Raw genomic sequence first — 21,477 nt, 5'->3', positions numbered from 1 at the left:
AAAAACATATTAAACGAATGAGAAAGGGACTACTCCATAGAAGATAGTCCCTTATTTAATTAAAGTAATATATAAAAACGAAAAGAGTGTTTTATTCTATTTAAGCTTTTATCCGGCTACCTACATATCCAAAAAACGATATATATAAGAAGCATATCAGCGGTATAATAAATCCGACATTCATACTTTCGGCACCTAATATCCCCATCAACGATGGAGCGATGGCTCCCCCCACAACTGTTAGTACCAAAATGGATGATGCTGTTTTTGTCTTATCACCAAGATCTCTTAAACCCAGTGCAAATATAGATGGAAACATGATAGACATAAATAAGTAACAGCTTATCAGGGCAATTATCCCAAACCGGTTGTGATTCATGATAACAAAAAACATCAGCAATGTATTTATAGCAGCACACAAGCCAAGCAAAGATCCCGGCTTCATTTTCTTCATAATCATACTTCCCGAAAACCTACCAATTGCAAATAAAGACATACCACCTAGGCCAAGTAACAAACCAGCCTGTATTTCGGTTAGTTGCAACTCTTTTACTTCTATTGCGTAATTTATAAAAAAGCTACCAATACCTGTCTGCGCTGCTACATACAAAAATTGAGCAACGACCGCCAACACAAAATGTCTTTGTTTTATCAATGGCAGATCCAGCGTTACGGTATTATTACTTAGGATTGACGTATCTTTATGATTATCCGATTTTATTTCAGGCAATTTTGCAAACAAGAAAAACACCAAAACCATAACTACCACACAACCCAATCCTACGTATGGAAACATCAAAACGGAATTGCTCGTATGATCTCCAACCGTTTCTACAACAGTTGCAACCGCGTCATTAGCACCAAGAAAAACTTTTTTAATAGCATCAACAAATAATTCGATCGTCGACCGATCCGACTCATTTTTAAATATAAGAATAGAGCCTACAAGCGGTCCTAAAATCCAACCGATAGCATTAAAAGTTTGAGCCAGATTGATACGGCTTGCTGAAGTTTCGGGCGAACCTAAAACAATAGTATATGGATTGGCTACTGTCTCAAGGCAAGTAAGTCCGCAAAACAAGATTAAGAGTCCTAAAAGAAAAGCCCAAAAAGTATTTATCTCTACGGCAGGAACAAACCAGAAAGCCCCCAATGCAAAAAGAGCTAATCCGACAACGACTCCGCTTTTATAACCAAATTTACGAGCAATTAATCCCGCAGGAATAGCCATCAGAAAATATGCCCCATAAGCCGAAGCCTGAACAGCTCCCGACTGCGCCTTTGATAGATGCAGCGAGTCTTGAAAATGCTTGTTTAACACATCCAGCAGACTATGGGCAAATCCCCACAAAAAGAACAAAGAGGTTATCAGAATAAAAGGGAACAAATAGTTTTGTCCATCTTTTCCGATAAATAAAAGCTTTTCTGATTTGGTCTTCATATTGGTCTTAAATTTGTTGTTTTACGTTATCAAATGCTCCATTCTAGTAGCAAACAACTCCCATTCTCTCGAATTCTGAGGATAATAGGTTTTAAAGTTAAAGCTGTTTTTTACAATCTGATGTCCCTCCCTTATATTTTTTATTTTTTTATCTGTTACTGCTTGCTGAATAATATTTCCGATTGCTGTAGCCTCTGTTAGCCCGGTCACAACCTCTACATTCAGAGCATCTGCAATAAATTGATTTAACTGTTCGTTGCGGCTTCCCCCTCCTACTACCGAAAGATATTTAATCGTTCTGCCGGAACACTGCTCCAATTTCTTCATCACAAAATGATATTTCACTGCCAGTGATTCGAGAACACAGCGAACCAACTCTCCTTTAGTCTGAGGTACAGATTGATCTGTCCGCTTGCAATACGATTGTATGGCATCTTTCATAGATGAGGGAATGGCAAAATCAGGATCGTCGCTATTGATAAGGCTTCCGAAAGGTTTACACTTTTCACATTCCGACAATAGGTATTGGTAAGAACATCCTTCATCATTCTTCTCCCATTCGGCTATTAATTGTTGAAGTATCCACAATCCCGAAATATTACGCATAAACAGGATCTTTCCAACCCCACCTTCGTTCGTAAATTCGTTATCCATAGCCTCCTGCGTCAAAATCGGGTTGTCCGTTTGTATCCCTAGCAGAGACCATGTTCCCGAACTAAGAAAAGCCCATTCTTCTCCATCGAACGGAATAGCAGCAATCGCACTCGCCGTATCATGCGACCCGACGGCAAATACTTTAGTATTTTGGGTATTCGTTTCTTGTGCAATATCATCGGTAAGATTTCCGACTAGAGAACAAGGCTCAATAATATTTTTGAAAAGATATAAAGGAAGATTCAACTTATCGAATAGTGACTTTTCCCACGTTCTTGTTTTAGCATTTACCAGCTGCGAAGTGGAGGCTATTGTATATTCATTATACATATTACCTGTAAGATAAAAATTTATCAGATCAGGAATAAATAATAAACCATCGCCAATAGCAAGAGCCTGAGCGTTCTGCTCTTTCATACTCAGCAACTGGAAAACGGTATTGATCTCCATTTGCTGAATACCTGTGATAGCATACATGTCTCTTTTAGAAATGATAGCCTCCGCTTTTTGAGAAACACCTTGCGTACGGCTATCCCTATAACATACGGGATTGGACAATAATCTTCCCGCTCTGTCTATCAACCCAAAATCAACGCCCCATGTATCAACAGCAAGACCCTGTAAATCATACCCCTTCTTTACGGCCAAATAAATGCTCTGTTTTACATTTTGGAATAACGACAAGAAATCCCAGCACAATGTATTTCCCAATTTTACAGGAACATTTCCAAAGCGGTAGATCTCATCTAGGCAAATACGTCCGTCCACTATTGTTCCTACAATAGCCCGTCCACTTCCTGACCCTAAATCCAGAGCCAAATACGCCATGTTATTATTTTTGTGTTTTTCCTAAAATATAAACTTCCAAATCGCGAATTTCATCATCGCTCAAGATATCATAATTTCCTTCACCTGCACGCACAATAATGCGACATGCCAGTTCGAGGAAAACCGCTTTCTGAAAAGCATCATCAAAGTCTTTTCCACACACAGCCTGCCCATGTTTACTCATCAACACGCAATCATGATCTGTCAGAGCATGTGTAACAGCATCTGCCAGCTCCTTCGATCCGGGACGATAATATGGTATAACCGCAATCTCTTTGCCGCAGTAGCAAGGAACTTCGGCAACTACATTAAAGCTTTTCGGCTTGTTTTTCATACAAGATACAATTGTCGCAAATTCTGACTGAAAGTGTAGTACCACATTCATATCCTTACGCTGACGTAAAACTCCGAGATGAAAAACACTTTCCATCGATGGCTTAGGACCATCGACACGCATACCTGTGGAGATATTGCAGATAGCGACATTTTCTTTGGTAATACGTGGCAACCACGAACCTGTACCCGAAACCAGAGCTAAATCTTTATTCACTCTCCACGACAAATTACCACTGCTACAAAGCTGTAGACGTTCTTGTCCTACACGATGAGCAGCTTCTATAAACCGTTCTATATATTCACTATTTATCATACTGTTTTTTATTGTCGAAGGTACAAAAAACTATTTATAAAGAGGACCATAAACCTGGCAAGCTCGATAATCAGCTCCTTCTTTATCCATCCCGAAAGCAGACCATGCGGCGGGGCGATAAATATCATCCGAAGATACATTATGCATACAAACAGGGATACGAAGCATAGAAGCCAACGTTATCAAATCGGCTCCGATATGTCCACTGCTGATAGAACCATGATTGGCTCCCCAGTTGTTCATCACGGAATATACATCTTTAAAATTAGGATCATCGGTCAGGCGAGGAACAAACCAAGTGGTAGGCCATCCTTTATCTGTACGCTCATCCAAAATTTTGTGTACATCCGGATCTAGATCTACAGTCCACCCTTCGGCTATTTGCAATACCGGACCCAATCCTTTTATGAGGTTCAGTCGAACCATGGTACATGGCATTCCACCACGAGTAAGAAATTTAGAAGAAAAGCCTCCTCCACGGAAATACTCACGGTTGGCAGGCATCCATGTAGTAGCATCTAAACATGACTCGGCTTCGGCTTGTGAAATATCCCAAAAAGGTTTCATTACAGGTTTTCCTGTCTCATCGCTTTGGCGACCACTCCCATCCAGAGACGCAGCACCGGAATTGATTAGATGAATCATGCCGCCTGAAGCTAAACCTTCTAACTTTTTCCCTGTCACTCGTTCTACAGCCTCAGGACTCCAATAAGTACGCACATCGGCAAAAATCTGAGCGGTATTTGTCAAAAGATAACCAAACAACATTGCCGTACCATTCAGCGAATCATTTTCTGTAGCTAATATATATGGTGCGCGAATACCTGTCCAATCGAAAGAGGAATTGAGGATAGCCTCTGTAAAATCGCCGTTAGGATAAAAATCTGTCCATTGGCGTTGCCCCTGAAAGCCTGCGGCAAGAGCATTATGCCCTAAAGCCTCTTCTCCGAATCCCATTTCTTTCAGCTTAGGATTGCCTATCATCAGATCTCGAACAATCAATGTCATTTTTACAATGAATTCCCAATCCTTATCATTTGCCGCACGATCTTTTTTCAAATCGTCCCGGTTTATCGTGTCTTTGCCTTCTTTACAGTGGGTCTTCGCCCAAGCTAAGGCTTTTTCATATTCTTCTTTATCGTATATCCCTTGTGTCATTCGGCGAATAATTTCTACCTCGTCTACACTCTCGCAACGCATACCTAAATAATCTTCAAAAAAATCGGTATTAACTACCGAACCGGCAATACCCATACACACCGAACCGATGGAAAGATAAGATTTACCTCGCATAGTTGCTACAGCCAATGCAGCTTTAGCAAAACGCAACAACTTCTCTCTTACATCGCCAGGTATTTCGGTAGTACCTCCATTCTGAACATCATGTCCATAGATACCAAAGGCAGGTAATCCTTTCTGTGCATGTCCGGCAAGGACTGCAGCCAGATAGACTGCCCCGGGACGTTCCGTACCATTAAATCCCCAAACAGCTTTGATTGTATGCGGCTCCATATCCATCGTTTCGCTACCGTAACACCAGCACGGAGTAACTGAAATCGTTATCCCCACTCCCTCTCTACGAAACTTCTCGGCACAGGCTGCACTCTCTGCCACACGACCAATTGTGGAATCTGCAATAACACACTGAATAGGCGACCCGTCGGGATAACGTAAAGTAGAGGTTAGCAAGTCTACCACACTTTTTGCCATATTCATTGTTTGGTTCTCAAGAGATTCTCGAACCCCTCCCATGCGTCCATCGATAGTAGGACGAATACCGATTTTAGGCCATTCACCTTGAAATCTTTTCCCAGCCATATATTTTAGATTTTAATGGTTTATTACTATATTTTGGTTTTATATTCAATAAATAAACAGGAGATTGTGTTTTCTTTGATTGAATTAGATTTTTAATTGTTACAAGCTTACCACCGGTTTCCATATCCTTACTATTATAAATAGGGGTGGTGATACTATAATTATATCTTAAGGAATTAAATTCAAAGACATTGAATCTAACATTAAAGAAATATCAGATAAAAAGTTAATTAGAATGAGCTTTTTTTTCATTCGGTCAGCATCCACTCTATTACAACGACTTATAACTCCAAATATATATTTCAGATACTCAACAAGCTTTCATTTTTCCGATGAATGAATAGTACTATTTCGACATTAGGCAGTTTTCATTTCGTTTTTTAGCCTCTATTTCCAGCCCTTATTATATTAATTGGCACAAACGAGAAAGCATATACAACTAATTATCAGACTATTCACCACAACAAAATCATATCCTTTATACTTTTCAAAGAGAATTAATTGCATATGAAAATAAATTTTATATGCAATTCTTAATGATTAATATTACTTTTCATATATATTTGTAAACAACAATTCGTTTTTAAGGAATTGCCCGGATTTCTGTACAAATGTGACTATATAAATATTGTTAACGTAATTGACTATGGCTAAAAAGGAGGATTTTAGGCAAGACTCGTTTGATCTTTCCTCTCAAACGCCTACAATAATCTGTAAAAGTTTTGTGCTCTATGGATCTGTAGAAGAAACGCATCACATACGCGCGGAAGGGACTATAGTAGGAGATATAAAACAGGCTCATACTGTTGTAATTGGTACAACAGGCATAGTTCGAGGAAATATTCATGCAAAAAATCTAGTTGTATTCGGTCGTATTGAAGGTAATATATGCGTAACCGAATCTATCTCCATAAAAAGTACGGGTAGAATAGTGGGCAAACTTAATGCGCAAATATTCGCATTAGAGCATGGCGCAACATACGAAGGACTCATCGCTATGAAACCTCTTCTTTCATAAAATAAAGTTTATTTATCCCCATAATTATTAACGAATCTAATATTTTATCGCTATGGTTTATGAAATCCAATCTTTTCCCAGCTTAGTTGAAAACAATAATACAAATCTGTCACAAACAGCGAAGGATTTGCTTCACGGCTTGAAAATTCAACATAATAATAAATGGTATATCTGCGGAGACCTTGCCCTGAATGAAGGTCAATCTCCTCATAAGTTAATAAACTCATCACCGGATGATATAGACTATCAGATATTAGCTAAAGCAGCTATGCTGTTAGTAGAAAATCAAGTGGAGCAACCGATAACAATCACCACAGGTTTTCCTTATTCTACTTATTATATTTATAAAGACAAAGCCATAGAATTTTTCCAACGCACTCATATGCTCGATTGTGACATTTCAACACATAATGCAGGGAATAAGAAAAGAGTAATATTAGAAGTACAGAAGGTTGAAGTGATTCCTGAAATTGTAGGATGTACAATCGGAATACGCAAGGGTGAACCTCAGGTTTCGGGAAATTTTTTTGTATTCAGTTGTGGATTTGGAACATTTGAATCTATCCTCAGTACAGATTCGGGTATTATTGAGCAAACAATGATCAGTACGCATGGAATTCGTTATGCTGTAAATCTGATGATAAATGAACTGAAGAGCAAATATTATTTGGAGCTTAGAAATACACATCAAATTGATGAGGCATTCAAACGCGGATATATTTTCTTGAATCGTCAAAATATTGATTTAAGAGAAATACGTAAAAGTGTTATTCAAACATATTATCAAGAAGTAATATCTCCAAACTTGCGTAGTGTTATCAATGACTCTAACCTGGTTAAGGCTAACCGTATATACATGTGTGGAGGTGCTATGTATTATGAAGAACTTATCGATTGCTTTAAGGAAGAATTCGGCAAATTCACAGAAATAACAGTTTTAGATAATCCTGAAACATTAGCAAGTAGAGGCTATGCAATTAACTCGTTACGTGTAGGACATGGCAAATTTAAATCATCAGTAGGTATCGATATAGGAAATGCCACTACTGTAGTAGCTAACTTTTCGGGAGAATAAATAATAGTATAGAATATTACTTTATAAAGATCAGGAATGTTTCTCTTTAAGCGAAAAATTGATGAACTTGAGCCTCAACCTGCTAGAATCGTAGAATTGGGACGAGACGTAATTGTATTAGGCTCACTATACCTAACCGAGGGACAAGAGAAAAATTTCTATGTAGACGATACGCTTACTGTTGACATTAATGCTCACATTGTCGGTAGTGTAACGGCCGCAGGTTGCATCATTGACGGCAAAGTGACAGGTAATATAATTTGTGCAGAGAGTTTAGAACTTGGCCCGACAGCAGTTATAGAAGGTACAATTACAGCCAAGGCAGCTGTCATAAATGCGGGTTGCGTTGTTAATGGTGAAGTTGTGTTAGATCCTCTACTGGAAGTTCCTATATTAAGTATAAAGATTACAGAAGCAAAAAATTATCTTGAAAAAGAAGGAAGAACGATTTCTGTAGATTCTTTCTCCAAAGTAGAAGAAGAAATTCCCCAAAAGGATTCAAAAGCTTTCAACAACCCACCAAATAAAGAGCAAAAAAGCCCGATAATTCAAGACAAAAAGATTGAAACAAAGCCAATAAGTGAAAGTGATAATTGGTGGTAATAACACTAATTTATGAGAAAAATATCATAGAGGCTTCAGCACTAAGGGCGAAGATAAAAGAAATCCGGCAAAAGAATATATTTGCCGGATTTTTTGTGTACTTATATAAAATAAAGATTACTTACTCAGGACACCTTACATGATCCATAAACTTCAGCGTATAAGCTGCCATTGCATCATAGCCATTCCCTGTCAGATCGGTTACTTTTTTATCGTCAGCACCATTGAATCTCCAGTATGCAACTAATCCCGGAGTAGTAGGATCAACATAACACATATTGTTTATTAGATCGGCCGGAGATAATGCTTTTTTCCAAACACGCATTTCGCTCACCGCCCCATCAATTCCTCGTCCTTTGGCAGAGCGCCCAATCATAAACATAGGGTCACCATATACATGCGTCAGGTCTAAAGCTGTAACGCCTGCGATATTTCCGCTCGACTCCAACTCTCCGTTCACATACATTCGTACATTTCCACCTTCGAAAACAGCTGCTATATGGAACCATTTCTCTGTCGAAAACTCGGTTTTACTTGCAATACCCGGTTTGGCTATCTGCAATTGGTTCGGCTTGATAGATGTATCTCCAAATCGGAGAAGGAAGTTTTCTTCTAGTCCCATTACACTACTGATATATGGATTATATGATTGAAATTTATTGACATATATCCGTGTCTCATAAGTTACAGCAGGCAAAGCGGTTAGACTTACATCATTGTTTTTAGAGAAATCTACTTGCAAATAATTACTTGTCAAAACAGCAGCCTTCGTAACTATTGTTTGATTAATAACGAAATAGATTGTTGCTGATGATCGCAGAATACTCATCCCTAAATTATTACTAACGATACTTACCGGCAAAACATAAGTAACACCTTCTTCAAACTTAGAGAGGTCACTTATAGACAACTTCATCGGAGTAGAAACACTTGCCCCTGACTTTATCAATACCTGATTGCTGTTCAGGTTTAAACTTTCTTTATTTGTATCATTGGTATCAATTTCTGGTCTTGACAGTTTATAACTACCCTCAGGAAGAGGCTTATAATTTTTCATAAACCGATTGTTATATGAATCAATTAAAGATAAATCTGCCTTCAAATCGACAATCATATCCTTAGCCATTTTGTCTGAAGACGAGACATTAAATGCTATTTCAGATGCAGCTAGTTCGGGGTCTACAGTAAACAGTCTGGAAACAGAGTTTTCTACACCTGACATATAAATAACATCCCGATAGTCTTCATTGTCTTTACATCCCATTAGTATGATGGCGCAAAGACTTAGAATTATAATATTATTTAGTTTCATGTATTTTCTATTAATGTTTAACAATCATTTTTTTGCCGGATTCATTATCTGAATAGCTTGCCTCAAATATTTATAATCAGGAGTATGTTTATATTCGTTTTCCATATGATAAGTACCCACACCACCTTTTCGTTGATATTTATCATCTACCTTAGGATTGAAGCGAGCCATGGCCTCAAGAGAAGGTACAACGAATTCTTTCCCATCGGCAGTTGTGACTACTGCGTTCGGTTTTCCCCCTGTACTCCACCACTTTTCGAAGTCTTCTGTAAAAATATATTTATCGGCAGGCCACCCTTTGGCTAAGGCATTATTAAAGCGATATTGCAAATCCCATTCGCCTGAAGAATCATAAGCTTGCACAATTCCATAATTAAAACACTCCACTATTTCGGGGTGTACAGCATAAGGCACGCCATCTATGAGCAGTAGTTTACCTGTTCCGGATTTAGGTCCAAAATACTTGCTGAGAGCCAACACAAAATCTTTCATCAAAGCATTGTTATGCCCTACAAGAGGACCTACGCCACCAAACCCGGGTTCATAGTCGAGGTCTAGTCCGTCATAATTGTATTTATACATCGTATCAGCAAGAGCTTTTGCGTACTTTCCTACACCCTCTGTTGTTGCTTCAAATGGCTCCGGCACTTCGTGCGCAAATATTGTGTATGTAACTTTTGTGCCTAATACATTTTGCACATATGCCAAATCAGCTTTTTGCGCATCTGTAATATCCCAATATTTGCCCCATATGGATACAATGTCCACGCTGTCGGGTATCGAGACTAATCTTGTGCCCATAGACGATGTTTCTGTATTCCAACCGCCAAACCACCCGAAAGCCACAGCATGGTCGGATTCTTTGTAAGCTCTCAACTGTTTATAATATTCTTCACTTTTGGGCTCGACCTGCCCTACGATTTTGTTTTCCGGATCTACTTCATCTAAACACGAAGACAGAGAAAAAAACAAAAAACAGATTAACAGTATATTTGATAATGTTTTCATATCATTCATATTTTTAATTATTTAGCATCCCACCACAATTTAGTTCCTCCCGTATCAGGTCCATTAAGTAAGCCGATAGCCTTATCTACTTCTTCCCTATTTTTGTTGTATTCCTCTTGAGGAAACACGATTCTTCTGATCTGAACTGTGGTATTGATCTGACCACTGCTGCGATTATATATAATAGGAAATATCTTTGGGTATCCGGTACGCCTGAATTCAGACCAAGCTTCTTGCCCTTCGGGAAACATTGCTATCCATTTTTGAGTAATGATTCTTTCCAGTTTCGTTTCAAAAGAATCGCTTTCGTTCCATGCTACTGTAATTGTTGATCTGGCTGCTATACTGTAATATCCTACCATATCCTGAAATCTGATCGGCTTATCAGTAGAGTTTGTCAAATAGGCATCTATTCCGCTTACTCCATATTGAGTGAAAGATGCACGCACCCCTTGCTCATAGAAATCTTTTGCCGAACCGCCCATATTCCAACCTCTTATAGCGCCCTCTGCCCGCAAAAAATAAGCTTCTGCTGCGGTCATCCATAACACTGGTGTATTTTTTCTAACATTAGGCGCAGACATTTTTTCATACGGAGCCTTATCGAATATATATAATCCGTTTCTAACGCCATGATAAGCTCCATCAATTGCTGCCGGTTGGAAAAGAGAAGGCAAACGAGGATCTTTTAATCCATTCAGATAAGAGTCCATTGACGCTCCCATTCTTGTATCTGCATAAGAGTTCCATACGGTTTCCAGCGGATGATAAACAGCATGCCCCCCGTATGATTTCAGTTGTGCAATATCTGAAACATCAGACTATAAGCCATACTTCTGATTTGCAGCCTCTTCGGCATGCAGCTTTGCTAATTCCGGCTCCACATAACTAATCCGTATAGCCAATCGTAATCGAAGCGTATTTCCTAACTTCAACCATTTCAGAGCATCTCCGCCGTATATCATATCGTATTTCACCAAAGGCTTATCCCCTTTAGTATTTACATCCACAAAATCGGATAGTTCTTTTGTGGCTTCCTTCAGCTCTTTCAGGAATTCTTTATATACAACTTCCTGACTATCGTAAGGGGTTGTCAATCCTCCTGTTCCGAACTTGGTGTAAGGAATAGGCCCATAGTTGTCTACCAGCCTGTGCATCCCCATTACCTTCACGATGGTAGCCATAGCCAAATATACTTTGTCTTTTGTTTTACCAACAATCTTCGCATAAGGTCCCATCACTTTGGTATAACCATTTGCAAACCCCACATCGTTCCATTTATCAAAATATAGATTATATGTACCGTTGTGACTTGATGAGTTCCAAGTGCCGATATGAGCCATATAGCCGGAGAAAATATCACCGGTCAGATTTTGAGCACGCTGATAGTCGTTAGCATCGACATCCGATGTAGGTATTACATCTTTAAGCATGGCATTGAAGTGACCTCCTACAAAAAGACCATCTTTGCTCATGTCATCTTCTGTAGCTGCATATTCATTTACGTTATCTTCAAGACAGGAGACAAAAGAATAAGATACTATCACTGCAAACAAAGACATGAAGAGTAGCTTAAATATTTTAGATATATTATTTTTCATTATTCATTGCTTTAAAATTGAACCTTAACTCCAAATCCTATATTTCTGAGACTTGGTTGCATAAAATAATCCAGTCCCTGAAAATAAGTTCCCGTAGAAGCAGTCAATTCAGGATCGAATGGTGCCTTATTATATATCATCCATAAGTTTCGTCCAATCAAAGAGAGAGACAAAGAGCTTATTTTATGATTGAACCATTTAGAAGGGAGTGTATACGTAAGAGATGCTTCGCGAAGCCTTACATTCGTCATACTATATACATACTCGGACAAGACTCCTGTTGTTCCTCCGGCTGCAACAGCATAATATGCCTCGGCATCCATTCGTTTGCCGTTCACCAATACACCGCCATTATCGCGTGCTATAGCCGAAGCTTTAGAAACTCCATGCCTATCCAGTAAGGCTTGAGTTGCCGACACACCGATTCCACCTATTCGAGCATCTACAAGGAAGTTCAGATCAAAACCTTTGTAAGAAATCGTATTATTCCATCCAAAATTGTATCGAGGCGCAACAGATCCGGCTTTCACCCAATTGTTAGGATCACTGTTTATCGCTCCTGTAGATGGGTCTACTTTTATATTCCCTTTAGAATCTTTTTCTAGCGTCGAAACATAAATATCACCTAACGTTCCGCCTTCCGTAAGTCGCATACGATATGTTCCTGTAGAGCTCATGTCTATACCATCTTCGGCTAGGATGGGAGTTCCGGTAGTTGGGTCGAGAGTTCCTTTAGGAATAAGCGTTTTTATTTTATTTCTATTCAGTGTAAAATTCACACTGGTAGAATAACTGACAGGTCCGAAATTGTCGCTAAAGCCTAAAGAAGCTTCAATACCCCAGTTATTTACTTTTCCGGCATTGATATAATAGTCGGAATATATTGAGCTTGGAGCTGCTTCAAAATGGAACAACTGATTGTAAGTATCTGTATTGTAATATGTGAGATCGAGATTAATCCTATTACCCCAAAATTTCATATTAGCACCAGCTTCATACGCCTTTGTGCGTTCGGCTTTCAGATTGGAGAATGGCATCGCCGTCTCTGTTTTCAAATTACCATCATTCAACTCGTATGAAGCTTTCGTGATGAAACGTGGTGGCGGGTTACCCACTTCCGAATATGAAAATCTCAGTTTGAAAAAAGAGATTTGAGCTTTATGCATGTCAAACATATCGCTTAAAATCCCGGAAACTCCAACCGATGGGTAAAATACCCCTGTACCACTAGTACCTTTTAAGGTAGAAGTCCAGTCGTTTCTAGCTGTAAGATCTAAAAACACCAAGCTTTTCCAACCCAACTGAGCTGTGGCAAAAACAGCGTGTGTATTGTCTTTGAACCCACTTTGGTTTACTTTTGTCTGAGGATCATTCTTATTTATATTTTCTTCAGAGAAGCGATTGGGAACAAGACCTAAATGTCCTTCATAGCTATTAAGTCTTTGGTCGTACTCAAAGTAACTTGTACCTAAAGCAGCGGTCAGACTGAAATCGCCAAATCGCTTATCGGCTGTAGCTAAGAAGTCAAGATATAATTGTTTGTCTGTCATTCTTTGGTTCATATAGTTTCCTGTTTCGGATGCAAAGAGCAAATCAGAGGATGCATGAATTTTTCTTTCGAATGTATTTTCCATATTATCCATTCTCGCACGTCCCGACAGATTAAGCCAATCCAAAGCTTTATATTTTAGTGCGCTATATAAGATGTAGCGGTCTCTTTTGTTCTCGAACAACTTTCTGTTAACAGTCCAATATGGATTTTCAATACCTAAACCCTGATTGCCATATTTTGAAGGCCAATTTTGAGTCTTAAAATTGCGGACATCGTTGAACGTCTCATATATTTTATAGTTATCGATATCATCGCCTCTCGGAAATAGATAAATAGGTAGCAGTGGGTTATGATATTGTCCTTGAGTCATCATATTTCTGTTATCTTCATTTATATAAGATACGGAGAAGTCAAACTCAAGTTTATCTTTTATAATATCAGCAGTGTTACGTACTGTAAGGTTGTAGCGGTTCAACTTATTATTTGGTATGATTCCCCTCGAGTTTGTGGATGCGAAAGATACGTATGTAGTGTTTGTTTCTCCTCCAAAGGAGGCTGTCAGTGAGTTTGTCTCCACATATCCTGTCTGAANNCGCATGTCGGGAGTTTTCTTAGCCCCCCAGCTTTGAAAGCTTTGGTCTCTTGAGCCGTATGTATCTTGGAACTCAGGCATAACAAATGGTTTTAAGAAAATAGAGTTATTCGCATAATTAATTCTCAATCCCTTTTGTCCCTTTTTGGTCGTAATTAGTATTACACCATTTGCCCCTTGGTTTCCATATAAAGCTGCAGCGGCAGGACCACTAAGTACCGATAGGCTTTCAATATCTTCGGGGTTTATATTGGCAAAAGCATCGCGATCTCCACCATCAGGTGATTCGAATATATTTTCGGGTTGTTCACCTCTTATATCATACAATGGCACTCCATCTACAACATACAACGCATTGTTGTTACCCATAATTGACTTCGTCCCACGCATAACTACTCTGGCCGAACCGCCAATACCCGATGCACTCTGATTTATCTGCATACCTGCAACTTTACCGACCAGACTATTTATAAAGTTCGCATCTTTAACAACCGTCAATTCTGTACCTTTAAGTTCCTGAACATTATACGTCAACACTTTCGCTTCTCTTTTGATTCCTAAAGCAGTAACTACAACTTCATCGAGAGCAACGTTATCTTCTTTCATTACCACGTTATATGTCATGTCTCCTTTAGCAATAAGCTTTATAGTGAGGTAGCTGATGTAAGAAAACTCGATTTCATCACCTTCGTTTGCTGTAATGGAATAATTCCCTTTGGTATCTGTCAAGGTTCCTATAGTAGTTCCTTTTACCGAGACTGCTACTCCAATCAAAGGTTCTCCGGCTTCATCTTTTACATTGCCTTTGATGGTTACTGTTTTTTGTTGGAGCGACCTTGTCGGGTTATTCGTGTTGGCAGAAGACAAATAAATAACTTTATCTTCAACCTTATATGTCACACCTTTTCCTGCTAATGATTTGTTCAAAACCTCTTCAATACTCGCATTATGTAATTCTAATGGACCGACTTTTATATCCCCAATTTTGTCTTCATAAAAAAACTGATGGTCCGATTGTGATTTGATAATATTAATTATATCTGAAAACTTACCTCCTTTTTGGTTTATGTTTATTTGTGCATTGGCTACAATACAAAAACATAGCAAAAAGAAGAAGACACTCATTGAATGAGTAAAATATTTCCTTGGAGAATAGGAATTGCTTCTTTTCTTCATTTAGTTGTTGTTTTTCGTTAATAAAAATAAGGTTAACGTTACCGTCTTGTATTTGTAAATAGGTTGGGAAGCCTGCCCCGATTGGTTCTATTTCATAATAATTAGATTTTAGTTCTACAATAATATTTTTCTATTTAATAGTAAAACATGCTGGAAGCAAAAAACACTTAGTCCAATTTAGGGCTAAGTGTCTTTTTTGATATTCATTAACAATACAACGCTATTGATTGGGTAATATTCGAATACTTCTACCAGTATATTCATATTTGAATGGTATTGTATTTGTGAGAGAGTTCAAAACGGAATCTATACTATCACGTTTCTTTATAACACCTGAATATTTAGATCGGATATTTAAGCTAGGATCCAAGTATATTTTAACTTCATATAGTGACTCTAAAGTTTCTCTGATATCTAGAAGCGTCGCATTTTCGAAAGTTATCAGATCATTATGCCATAAAACATCAAGAACGGCATTGGTTTCGTATACTTTTAGCCGATGGTCGGTATGATTTATTTCAGCTTTTTGCCCGGGAGATAATGTTACATGCCCTTCATTATTATTGCCTTTTACTTCAATCTCACCATTTACAAGAGTTACTGAAGAGATATTAGACATATTGGAACTCTTTATATTAAATGAAGTTCCTAAAACTCGCACATTAAAAGCTTCACTTTCGACATAAAATGGAGATTTTTTATTTTTTGTTACCTCAAAATAAGCTTCGCCGGTAAGATATACTCTTCTTTCTTCTTCACCTTCAAATGTAGGCGGATAACTAATCGTTGAATTTTGGTTTAGCCAAATCTTTGTTCCATCTTCTAAGATAACCTCCTTTGCTTTAACTCCGTCATTTTGTACTGACAGCAAACCTGTTCTACCCATTTTCTTATTGTCGTGAAGATACAAATATCCAAATCCGATTGCTGAAAATAGCACCACAATACATGCAGCAATTTTAACGAAAGAAAAATTAAATTTCTTCTTTACAGGCATATCTGTTTGTGGAACATCGGATATCCTTTTTAATAGGCGATCTTTTTCGCATTCCAAGTATCCATCGGATAAAGAGTCATCCCATTCTATAGAATTGTAAAGCGATTCTAGATCAAAAAGATATTTCTTATTATTTTCATCTTCACCGATCCATTTTAAGATAGCTTCGTACTCTGCATCTGAAGCCGTTTTATTAAGGTATCCTAATATAATCCTTTTATCAATTGTACTCATTTATTTATTTTATGATATACTTAAAACAGTTATATAGAACAACATACTTAGTTAAAGAAGCATAAAACGAGAATAAGCCTCAACAAATATGATAATCTCGCCTTCAACAACTTTCGGGATTGATACAGATGAGCCTCTACTGTTCGTAAAGAGATAGCTAAAGTTTCTGCAATTTCTTTATTTTTCAGTCCATAGATATAGCTTAATTTAAATACACTCTTCGACTGAGGCGGCAGGGTATCAATTGCGCTATCTATTTTCTCTTTCAATTCTGCATTTTCTATATTCTTCCAAACATCGATGTTTTCAGGAGAAAAATATTTCAGCTTTTCATTATATATCTCAATTTTGGCAGAAGAATATTTATTGATAACCGCAATATGTTTGAGCCTATTGATAGATTTTGTATACACAAATCGATACAATAGCGAAGAAATATGCTCTCCTACTTCGATTTCCTTTCTTCGTTCCCACAATTCTACAAAGGCATCCTGCACAATATCTTCGGCATTATCTGTACCTACAATAGTGGATGCATATTTCACCAATGCCAAATAATACTTATCGAATAAGTCTACATAAACCTGTTTAGATAAATCCATTATTGGAGAATTTGCGCATTAGGATATAAGGTTTTTTTGTACTGAGTTTTTCATCAAGGTACGATTATTCAAAGATTGCGGGTAAAATTAATAATATTTATAAGCATTCCAAAATAATTGAAAATACATAAACATAATCTTTGATAATCTTACGTTAATTCAAAAGCTAACTAAACATAAAAAAAGCTTGTAAACTTTTGATTTACAAGCTTCATCCTCAGTAAAATGTGACCCCGGAGGGGCTCGAACCCTCGACCCATTGATTAAGAGTCAATTGCTCTACCAGCTGAGCTACGGAGTCGTTTGGTGAGTGCAAAAGTATAATAATTATTCTTTTTAAGAAAATATTTTCGGAAAGAATCTTTTAAAATCCTTACTTTTGTAGCCGAAGAGAGATTTCTCCTCCGTGTATCTTAGGATTAACCACGTAAAAAACAAAGTTATAGAATGAATAAAACAGAATCAGCGTTGGTCTTGTTTTCGGGTGGACAAGATTCAACAACATGCCTCTACTGGGCATTAGAAAATTTCGCATCCATTCGTACGCTGTGTTTTACCTACGGGCAACGTCACTCTAAAGAGGTAGAAGTAGCAAAGGCTATTGCCGAAAAAGCGAATGTGCCGTTCCAACTGCTGGACGCATCTATTATTAGCCAACTATCCGTCAACTCTTTGACAAACGATATTGTTATGGATCAGGAAAAACCGGCAGACTCTTATCCAAATACGTTTGTACCGGGACGTAATCTATTATTCCTTACTTTTGCGGCTGTCATTGCCCGCTCGCACGGTATACGCCACATTGTAACAGGAGTATCAGAAGCCGATTACAGTGGTTACCCCGACTGCAGAGACACTTTCATACTTTCAGCGAATGCTTCTATTAATCTGGCAATGGACGAACATTTCCAAATACATACGCCATTGATGTGGAGAGATAAAACTGCTGTATGGCAATTAGCTGACGAACTGGGTGTTTTCGATATCATTCGTACTCAAACCCTGACCTGCTACAACGGTATCATTGCCGATGGTTGCGGACACTGCCCTTCATGCAAATTGCGCAAACAAGGATTACACAACTATCTAAAGACAAAACTATAATATGACAATAGAAGGACTTAGCCATTTAGGTGGAAAAACCGAATATAAAGATAATTATGCTCCTGATGTATTAGAAGCCTTCGAAAACAAACATCAGGGAAATGACTATTGGGTAACATTCAATTGCCCGGAGTTTACAAGTCTGTGCCCTATTACCGGGCAACCCGATTTTGCAACAATACACATCAACTACATACCTGATGTGAAAATGGTAGAAAGCAAGAGTCTTAAGTTATACTTATTTAGCTTTCGTAACCATGGAGCATTCCATGAAGACTGTGTAAATATTATGATGAAAGACCTTATTAAGCTGATGAATCCGAAGTATATTGAAGTGGTAGGAATATTTACGCCACGTGGAGGCATTAGTATTTATCCGTTTTGCAACTATGGACGTCCGGGTACGAAGTTTGAGCGACTAGCAGAAGAGCGTCTGATAAATCATAACCCACAGCAAATATATAAATAGTTAAGAGGCTTTAAAGCCTCTTTTTTTATTCTGATTATGCAATCTTAGGTCTTCGTTTTTGTACTCTTTTATAGACTACCGTAAACCAAACAGGCAGTATTATGCCTTTACATATCGTAGATATAGCGATTGCCCACCACACCCCAACAATCCCCATTTGCGAAGCCAGATAATAAGCCAAAGGGATGCGTAGCGCATTGAATGTGATACTTATCACGGCAGGCTCTACTGTACGGCCAATACCATTAAACATACCTTGTGTAGTCAGCTCAAACATCATAAAAATCTGCACTAAACCCATTACAAACAAATATTCGGCTCCGGCTCGCATAGCATTCTCTTCAGGAACAATAATTCCAAAAATTTGAGCACCAAACAAAATAAATGCAATACTGACAAAAATTCCTAACGTAAACATAACACGTATCGTATAGATATATGCCTTTTTACCTCTTTCCAATTTATTGGCAGCATAGTTCTGAGCAACAAAAGCACTCAACGCCGTAGAAAAACCCTGTGATGTATTCCACGTAACTGCCTCTATCTGTCCTCCCGTTGTCTGAGCCATCATCCCTAGATGCCCTCCATGAATAGAAGCAACACGTGCCAAGTTCATATTAATGATGGCATACAATGAATTCATTATTGAAACAGGCGTTCCTAGAAAAATTATGCGTTTAAGATAAATGCCTTTCGGCTTAATAAAGAAGGAGAAATTGCCTAAAATACGATTACCATATTTAATCTGATAAAAGAACAAAGAAAACACAAACAATTGTGCAGCAACTGTACCAATAGCGGCACCGTGCAATCCCATCCCCATACCAAACATCAATATAGGGTCGAGTATCATATTTAACACGAGCCCGGCTGCATTATTTTTGAAAGGAACAGTACTTCGCCCTGCTCCATTGTATATCCCTGCGAAATTATAGGACAAGAACTGAAACGGAAGACTAATAGTGAGTATTCGTAAATAAAGCACCGCATCGGCTGTAATATCAGCAGATAATTTGAAAAAAGACAAGATAGGATTAGCAAATATAAAGAGTGTAGATACCCATACCACGCTAAGCACAATAGAGGTAGTTGTAGAATGTGAGGCGTATATAGCTGCACGTTTCATTTTCTTCGCACCTATCGATTGACCGACTGCTACCTCCGATCCGATCATAGCCAGATATGCGACCGATGAAGTCAACCACAACAACATCCCTATAGCACCAATTGCAGCTTCCGATTTGGTTGCTATTTCGGGATGAGATACAGTCCCCAGCCTGCCAACCCACGACATAGCCATGAGCGTGTAAGCCATCTGTAAAAAGCTTGTACCCATCAGCGGCAGAGCCAAGCGTATTAAGGTAGAGAATATTTTTCCCTCGGTAAGATTATGAATACCTGATTTCACGTGTATGAATTATAAATTTTTGAGCAGTTTGTCCCCATTTTCGCTATCCGAAAGCTCTTTAATTTCTAAAATAGTCTCCCACTCTTTCCTGAATTTTACATTTGTATCAATCACAAAATCCTCTGAACCATACATCTCTATTTTCTCAAACAGATAACTTACGGTAATATGATTGATATCCAAAGCAGGTATAAAAGCGGGTACTAATGCGTTTTGAGATGGAGTCTCTACAATAAGACCGATATCCTGCAAATAAAAAAGAGTATCACTAGTCAATTTTGTCGGGATTTTATATTGCTCCGAAAGTTCATCAGCAGTGTAAGGCATATCGCCTTTTTCAAACCGCTTAACGATCAAAGTCATTATTAGTAATGCAACAAAGTCCTTATAGCGACGACTTATTTTAGAAGTTTCGTGCTCGAAACTAAACTTATTTACATTCTGATAAGCAAAAGAAAGCTGCACACCAAACAAAACAAAAAACCATGTCAGTTGCAACCATAGCAACAGCAAAGGCAAAGCGGCAAAACTACCATATATCGCATTGTATTTAGATATCCATATCTGACCACCGATATACAGCATTTGGAATACCTGAAAACATATACCCGTAAACACACCGCCTAATAAGGCACTGGTAAACTTAACCTTCGTATTTGGGATGTAAATATAGAGTATTGTAAAGAGTAATATAGTAATAAAAAAAGGAACAACTTTCATAAAAGGACCAATAACCAGTCCCAGTATATACTGTTGCTCAGCTGTAGTGCTCAAAAGAATATTAACCCCGGCATTGCATATAAGAAAAACAGGCGCAATAATGATAAGAGCCAGATAGTCCGTGAACATCCGAAAATAGGTACGTCCTTTTTTTATCTGCCATATTTTATTGAAGTTATCTTCTATGTTCGAAAGCAGATTGATTACAGTATACAATAACAAGATGACGCCGACGCCCAAGAAAATCCCACCCTGAGCATACTCAATTGATTTGTCGATAAAAGCTGTCGCTTTATTCAAGATCTCTTCTTGTCCTGCAAAATAGCTAAAGAGTTGAGTCTTTACAATATTCTGAAAACCAAACCCACGAGCTATGGCAAACAATACAGCCAGCATGGGGACGATAGACAGTAAGGTACTGTATGTCAATGCTGATGCACGTGTAAAAAGTTGCTCTCCATCAATATTCCTGATAGCGAGGATAAAAGACTTAATAATATCGTACAATCCCATTTTACGAGACGATCTCTCGCGTTTGTTTATCCGCCAGATATCATACGTAAGAAATCGAATTATTCTTTTTACAAACTCTTTTATTCTTTCAATCATACAAGAT

General features: G+C 38.1%; 16 protein-coding genes, 1 tRNA gene and 1 pseudogene. 5 read left to right on the top strand and 13 right to left on the bottom strand.

Translation table 11 applies throughout. The annotated features are described in order from the left end of the window. Positions 1 to 100 precede the first annotated feature (100 nt). From fucP to B3P17_RS11515, 4 genes are read right to left on the bottom strand one after another with little or no spacing between them, the layout of a single operon-like run. On the bottom strand, positions 101 to 1,441 hold the full coding sequence (gene fucP, locus B3P17_RS11530) for an L-fucose:H+ symporter permease (protein WP_252638246.1): 1,341 nt from the start codon (positions 1,439 to 1,441) through the stop codon (positions 101 to 103). Positions 1,442 to 1,462: 21 nt separating this feature from the next. Then, entirely contained in the window at positions 1,463 to 2,923 is a 1,461-nt protein-coding gene (locus B3P17_RS11525) for a rhamnulokinase (RefSeq protein ID WP_252638247.1), read from the bottom strand. 4 nt (positions 2,924 to 2,927) lie between these two features. Then, positions 2,928 to 3,572 carry a class II aldolase/adducin family protein gene (locus tag B3P17_RS11520; protein ID WP_252638248.1) on the bottom strand — a complete coding sequence of 215 codons (645 nt, stop codon included), beginning with the start codon at positions 3,570 to 3,572 and terminating at the stop codon, positions 2,928 to 2,930. A gap of 30 nt (positions 3,573 to 3,602) precedes the next feature. Continuing rightward, entirely contained in the window at positions 3,603 to 5,390 is a 1,788-nt protein-coding gene (locus B3P17_RS11515; RefSeq protein ID WP_252638249.1) for an L-fucose isomerase, read from the bottom strand. Positions 5,391 to 6,036: 646 nt separating this feature from the next. Here B3P17_RS11515 and B3P17_RS11510 point away from each other — a divergent pair. The 3 genes from B3P17_RS11510 to B3P17_RS11500 are packed head-to-tail and all read left to right on the top strand — an operon-like array spanning position 6,037 to position 8,086. After that, on the top strand, positions 6,037 to 6,408 hold the full coding sequence (locus B3P17_RS11510) for a bactofilin family protein (protein ID WP_291105552.1): 372 nt from the start codon (positions 6,037 to 6,039) through the stop codon (positions 6,406 to 6,408). Between the two features lie 52 nt (positions 6,409 to 6,460). Beyond that, positions 6,461 to 7,483 (top strand): ParM/StbA family protein, encoded by a 1,023-nt coding sequence (locus B3P17_RS11505; protein WP_252638251.1) that lies wholly within the window; start codon positions 6,461 to 6,463, stop codon positions 7,481 to 7,483. A 36-nt stretch (positions 7,484 to 7,519) separates the two neighbouring features. Beyond that, entirely contained in the window at positions 7,520 to 8,086 is a 567-nt protein-coding gene (locus B3P17_RS11500; RefSeq protein WP_252638252.1) for a bactofilin family protein, read from the top strand. A gap of 121 nt (positions 8,087 to 8,207) precedes the next feature. On the opposite strand, the gene B3P17_RS11495 is transcribed toward B3P17_RS11500, so the two are convergent. The 7 genes and pseudogenes from B3P17_RS11495 to B3P17_RS11465 all read right to left on the bottom strand — a co-directional run bounded on the left by B3P17_RS11495 (position 8,208) and on the right by B3P17_RS11465 (position 17,461). Next, a complete protein-coding gene (locus B3P17_RS11495) occupies positions 8,208 to 9,398 on the bottom strand; it encodes a DUF1735 and LamG domain-containing protein (protein WP_252638253.1) in 1,191 nt (396 codons plus the stop codon). Between the two features lie 24 nt (positions 9,399 to 9,422). Then, positions 9,423 to 10,406 (bottom strand): glycoside hydrolase family 18, encoded by a 984-nt coding sequence (locus B3P17_RS11490; RefSeq protein WP_252638254.1) that lies wholly within the window; start codon positions 10,404 to 10,406, stop codon positions 9,423 to 9,425. 17 nt (positions 10,407 to 10,423) lie between these two features. Next, positions 10,424 to 11,968: pseudogene (locus B3P17_RS11485) on the bottom strand (RagB/SusD family nutrient uptake outer membrane protein). Positions 11,969 to 12,018: 50 nt separating this feature from the next. After that, positions 12,019 to 15,276: a SusC/RagA family TonB-linked outer membrane protein gene (locus tag B3P17_RS11480; RefSeq protein WP_422653395.1), complete on the bottom strand. Its 3,258-nt coding sequence runs from the start codon at positions 15,274 to 15,276 to the stop codon at positions 12,019 to 12,021. Between the two features lie 271 nt (positions 15,277 to 15,547). Beyond that, positions 15,548 to 16,558: a FecR family protein gene (locus tag B3P17_RS11475; RefSeq protein ID WP_252638257.1), complete on the bottom strand. Its 1,011-nt coding sequence runs from the start codon at positions 16,556 to 16,558 to the stop codon at positions 15,548 to 15,550. A 47-nt stretch (positions 16,559 to 16,605) separates the two neighbouring features. After that, the gene (locus B3P17_RS11470; RefSeq protein ID WP_252638258.1) at positions 16,606 to 17,160 is read right to left on the bottom strand and encodes an RNA polymerase sigma-70 factor; all 555 of its coding nucleotides are present in this window, start codon (positions 17,158 to 17,160) and stop codon (positions 16,606 to 16,608) included. Between the two features lie 228 nt (positions 17,161 to 17,388). Further along, positions 17,389 to 17,461 (bottom strand) — tRNA-Lys (locus tag B3P17_RS11465). 146 nt (positions 17,462 to 17,607) lie between these two features. Here B3P17_RS11465 and queC point away from each other — a divergent pair. Both queC and queF read left to right on the top strand, forming a co-directional pair. Then, on the top strand, positions 17,608 to 18,264 hold the full coding sequence (gene queC / locus B3P17_RS11460) for a 7-cyano-7-deazaguanine synthase QueC (RefSeq protein WP_252638259.1): 657 nt from the start codon (positions 17,608 to 17,610) through the stop codon (positions 18,262 to 18,264). Position 18,265: 1 nt separating this feature from the next. Beyond that, complete coding sequence (gene queF, locus B3P17_RS11455; protein ID WP_252638260.1) at positions 18,266 to 18,733, top strand: preQ(1) synthase; 468 nt, start codon at positions 18,266 to 18,268, stop codon at positions 18,731 to 18,733. Between the two features lie 34 nt (positions 18,734 to 18,767). Here the strand turns inward: queF and B3P17_RS11450 are convergent, their stop codons facing one another. Both B3P17_RS11450 and B3P17_RS11445 read right to left on the bottom strand, forming a co-directional pair. Continuing rightward, entirely contained in the window at positions 18,768 to 20,141 is a 1,374-nt protein-coding gene (locus tag B3P17_RS11450) for an MATE family efflux transporter (protein WP_252638261.1), read from the bottom strand. A gap of 9 nt (positions 20,142 to 20,150) precedes the next feature. After that, positions 20,151 to 21,470, bottom strand: a complete 1,320-nt coding sequence (locus B3P17_RS11445; RefSeq protein WP_252638262.1) for a YihY/virulence factor BrkB family protein — start codon at positions 21,468 to 21,470, stop codon at positions 20,151 to 20,153. Between the last annotated feature and the right edge of the window lie 7 nt (positions 21,471 to 21,477).

This window comes from Dysgonomonas sp. UBA7630, assembly GCF_002483985.1.
Lineage (GTDB): Bacteria > Bacteroidota > Bacteroidia > Bacteroidales > Dysgonomonadaceae > Dysgonomonas.
This window is presented reverse-complemented; position numbering and strand designations above follow the sequence as displayed.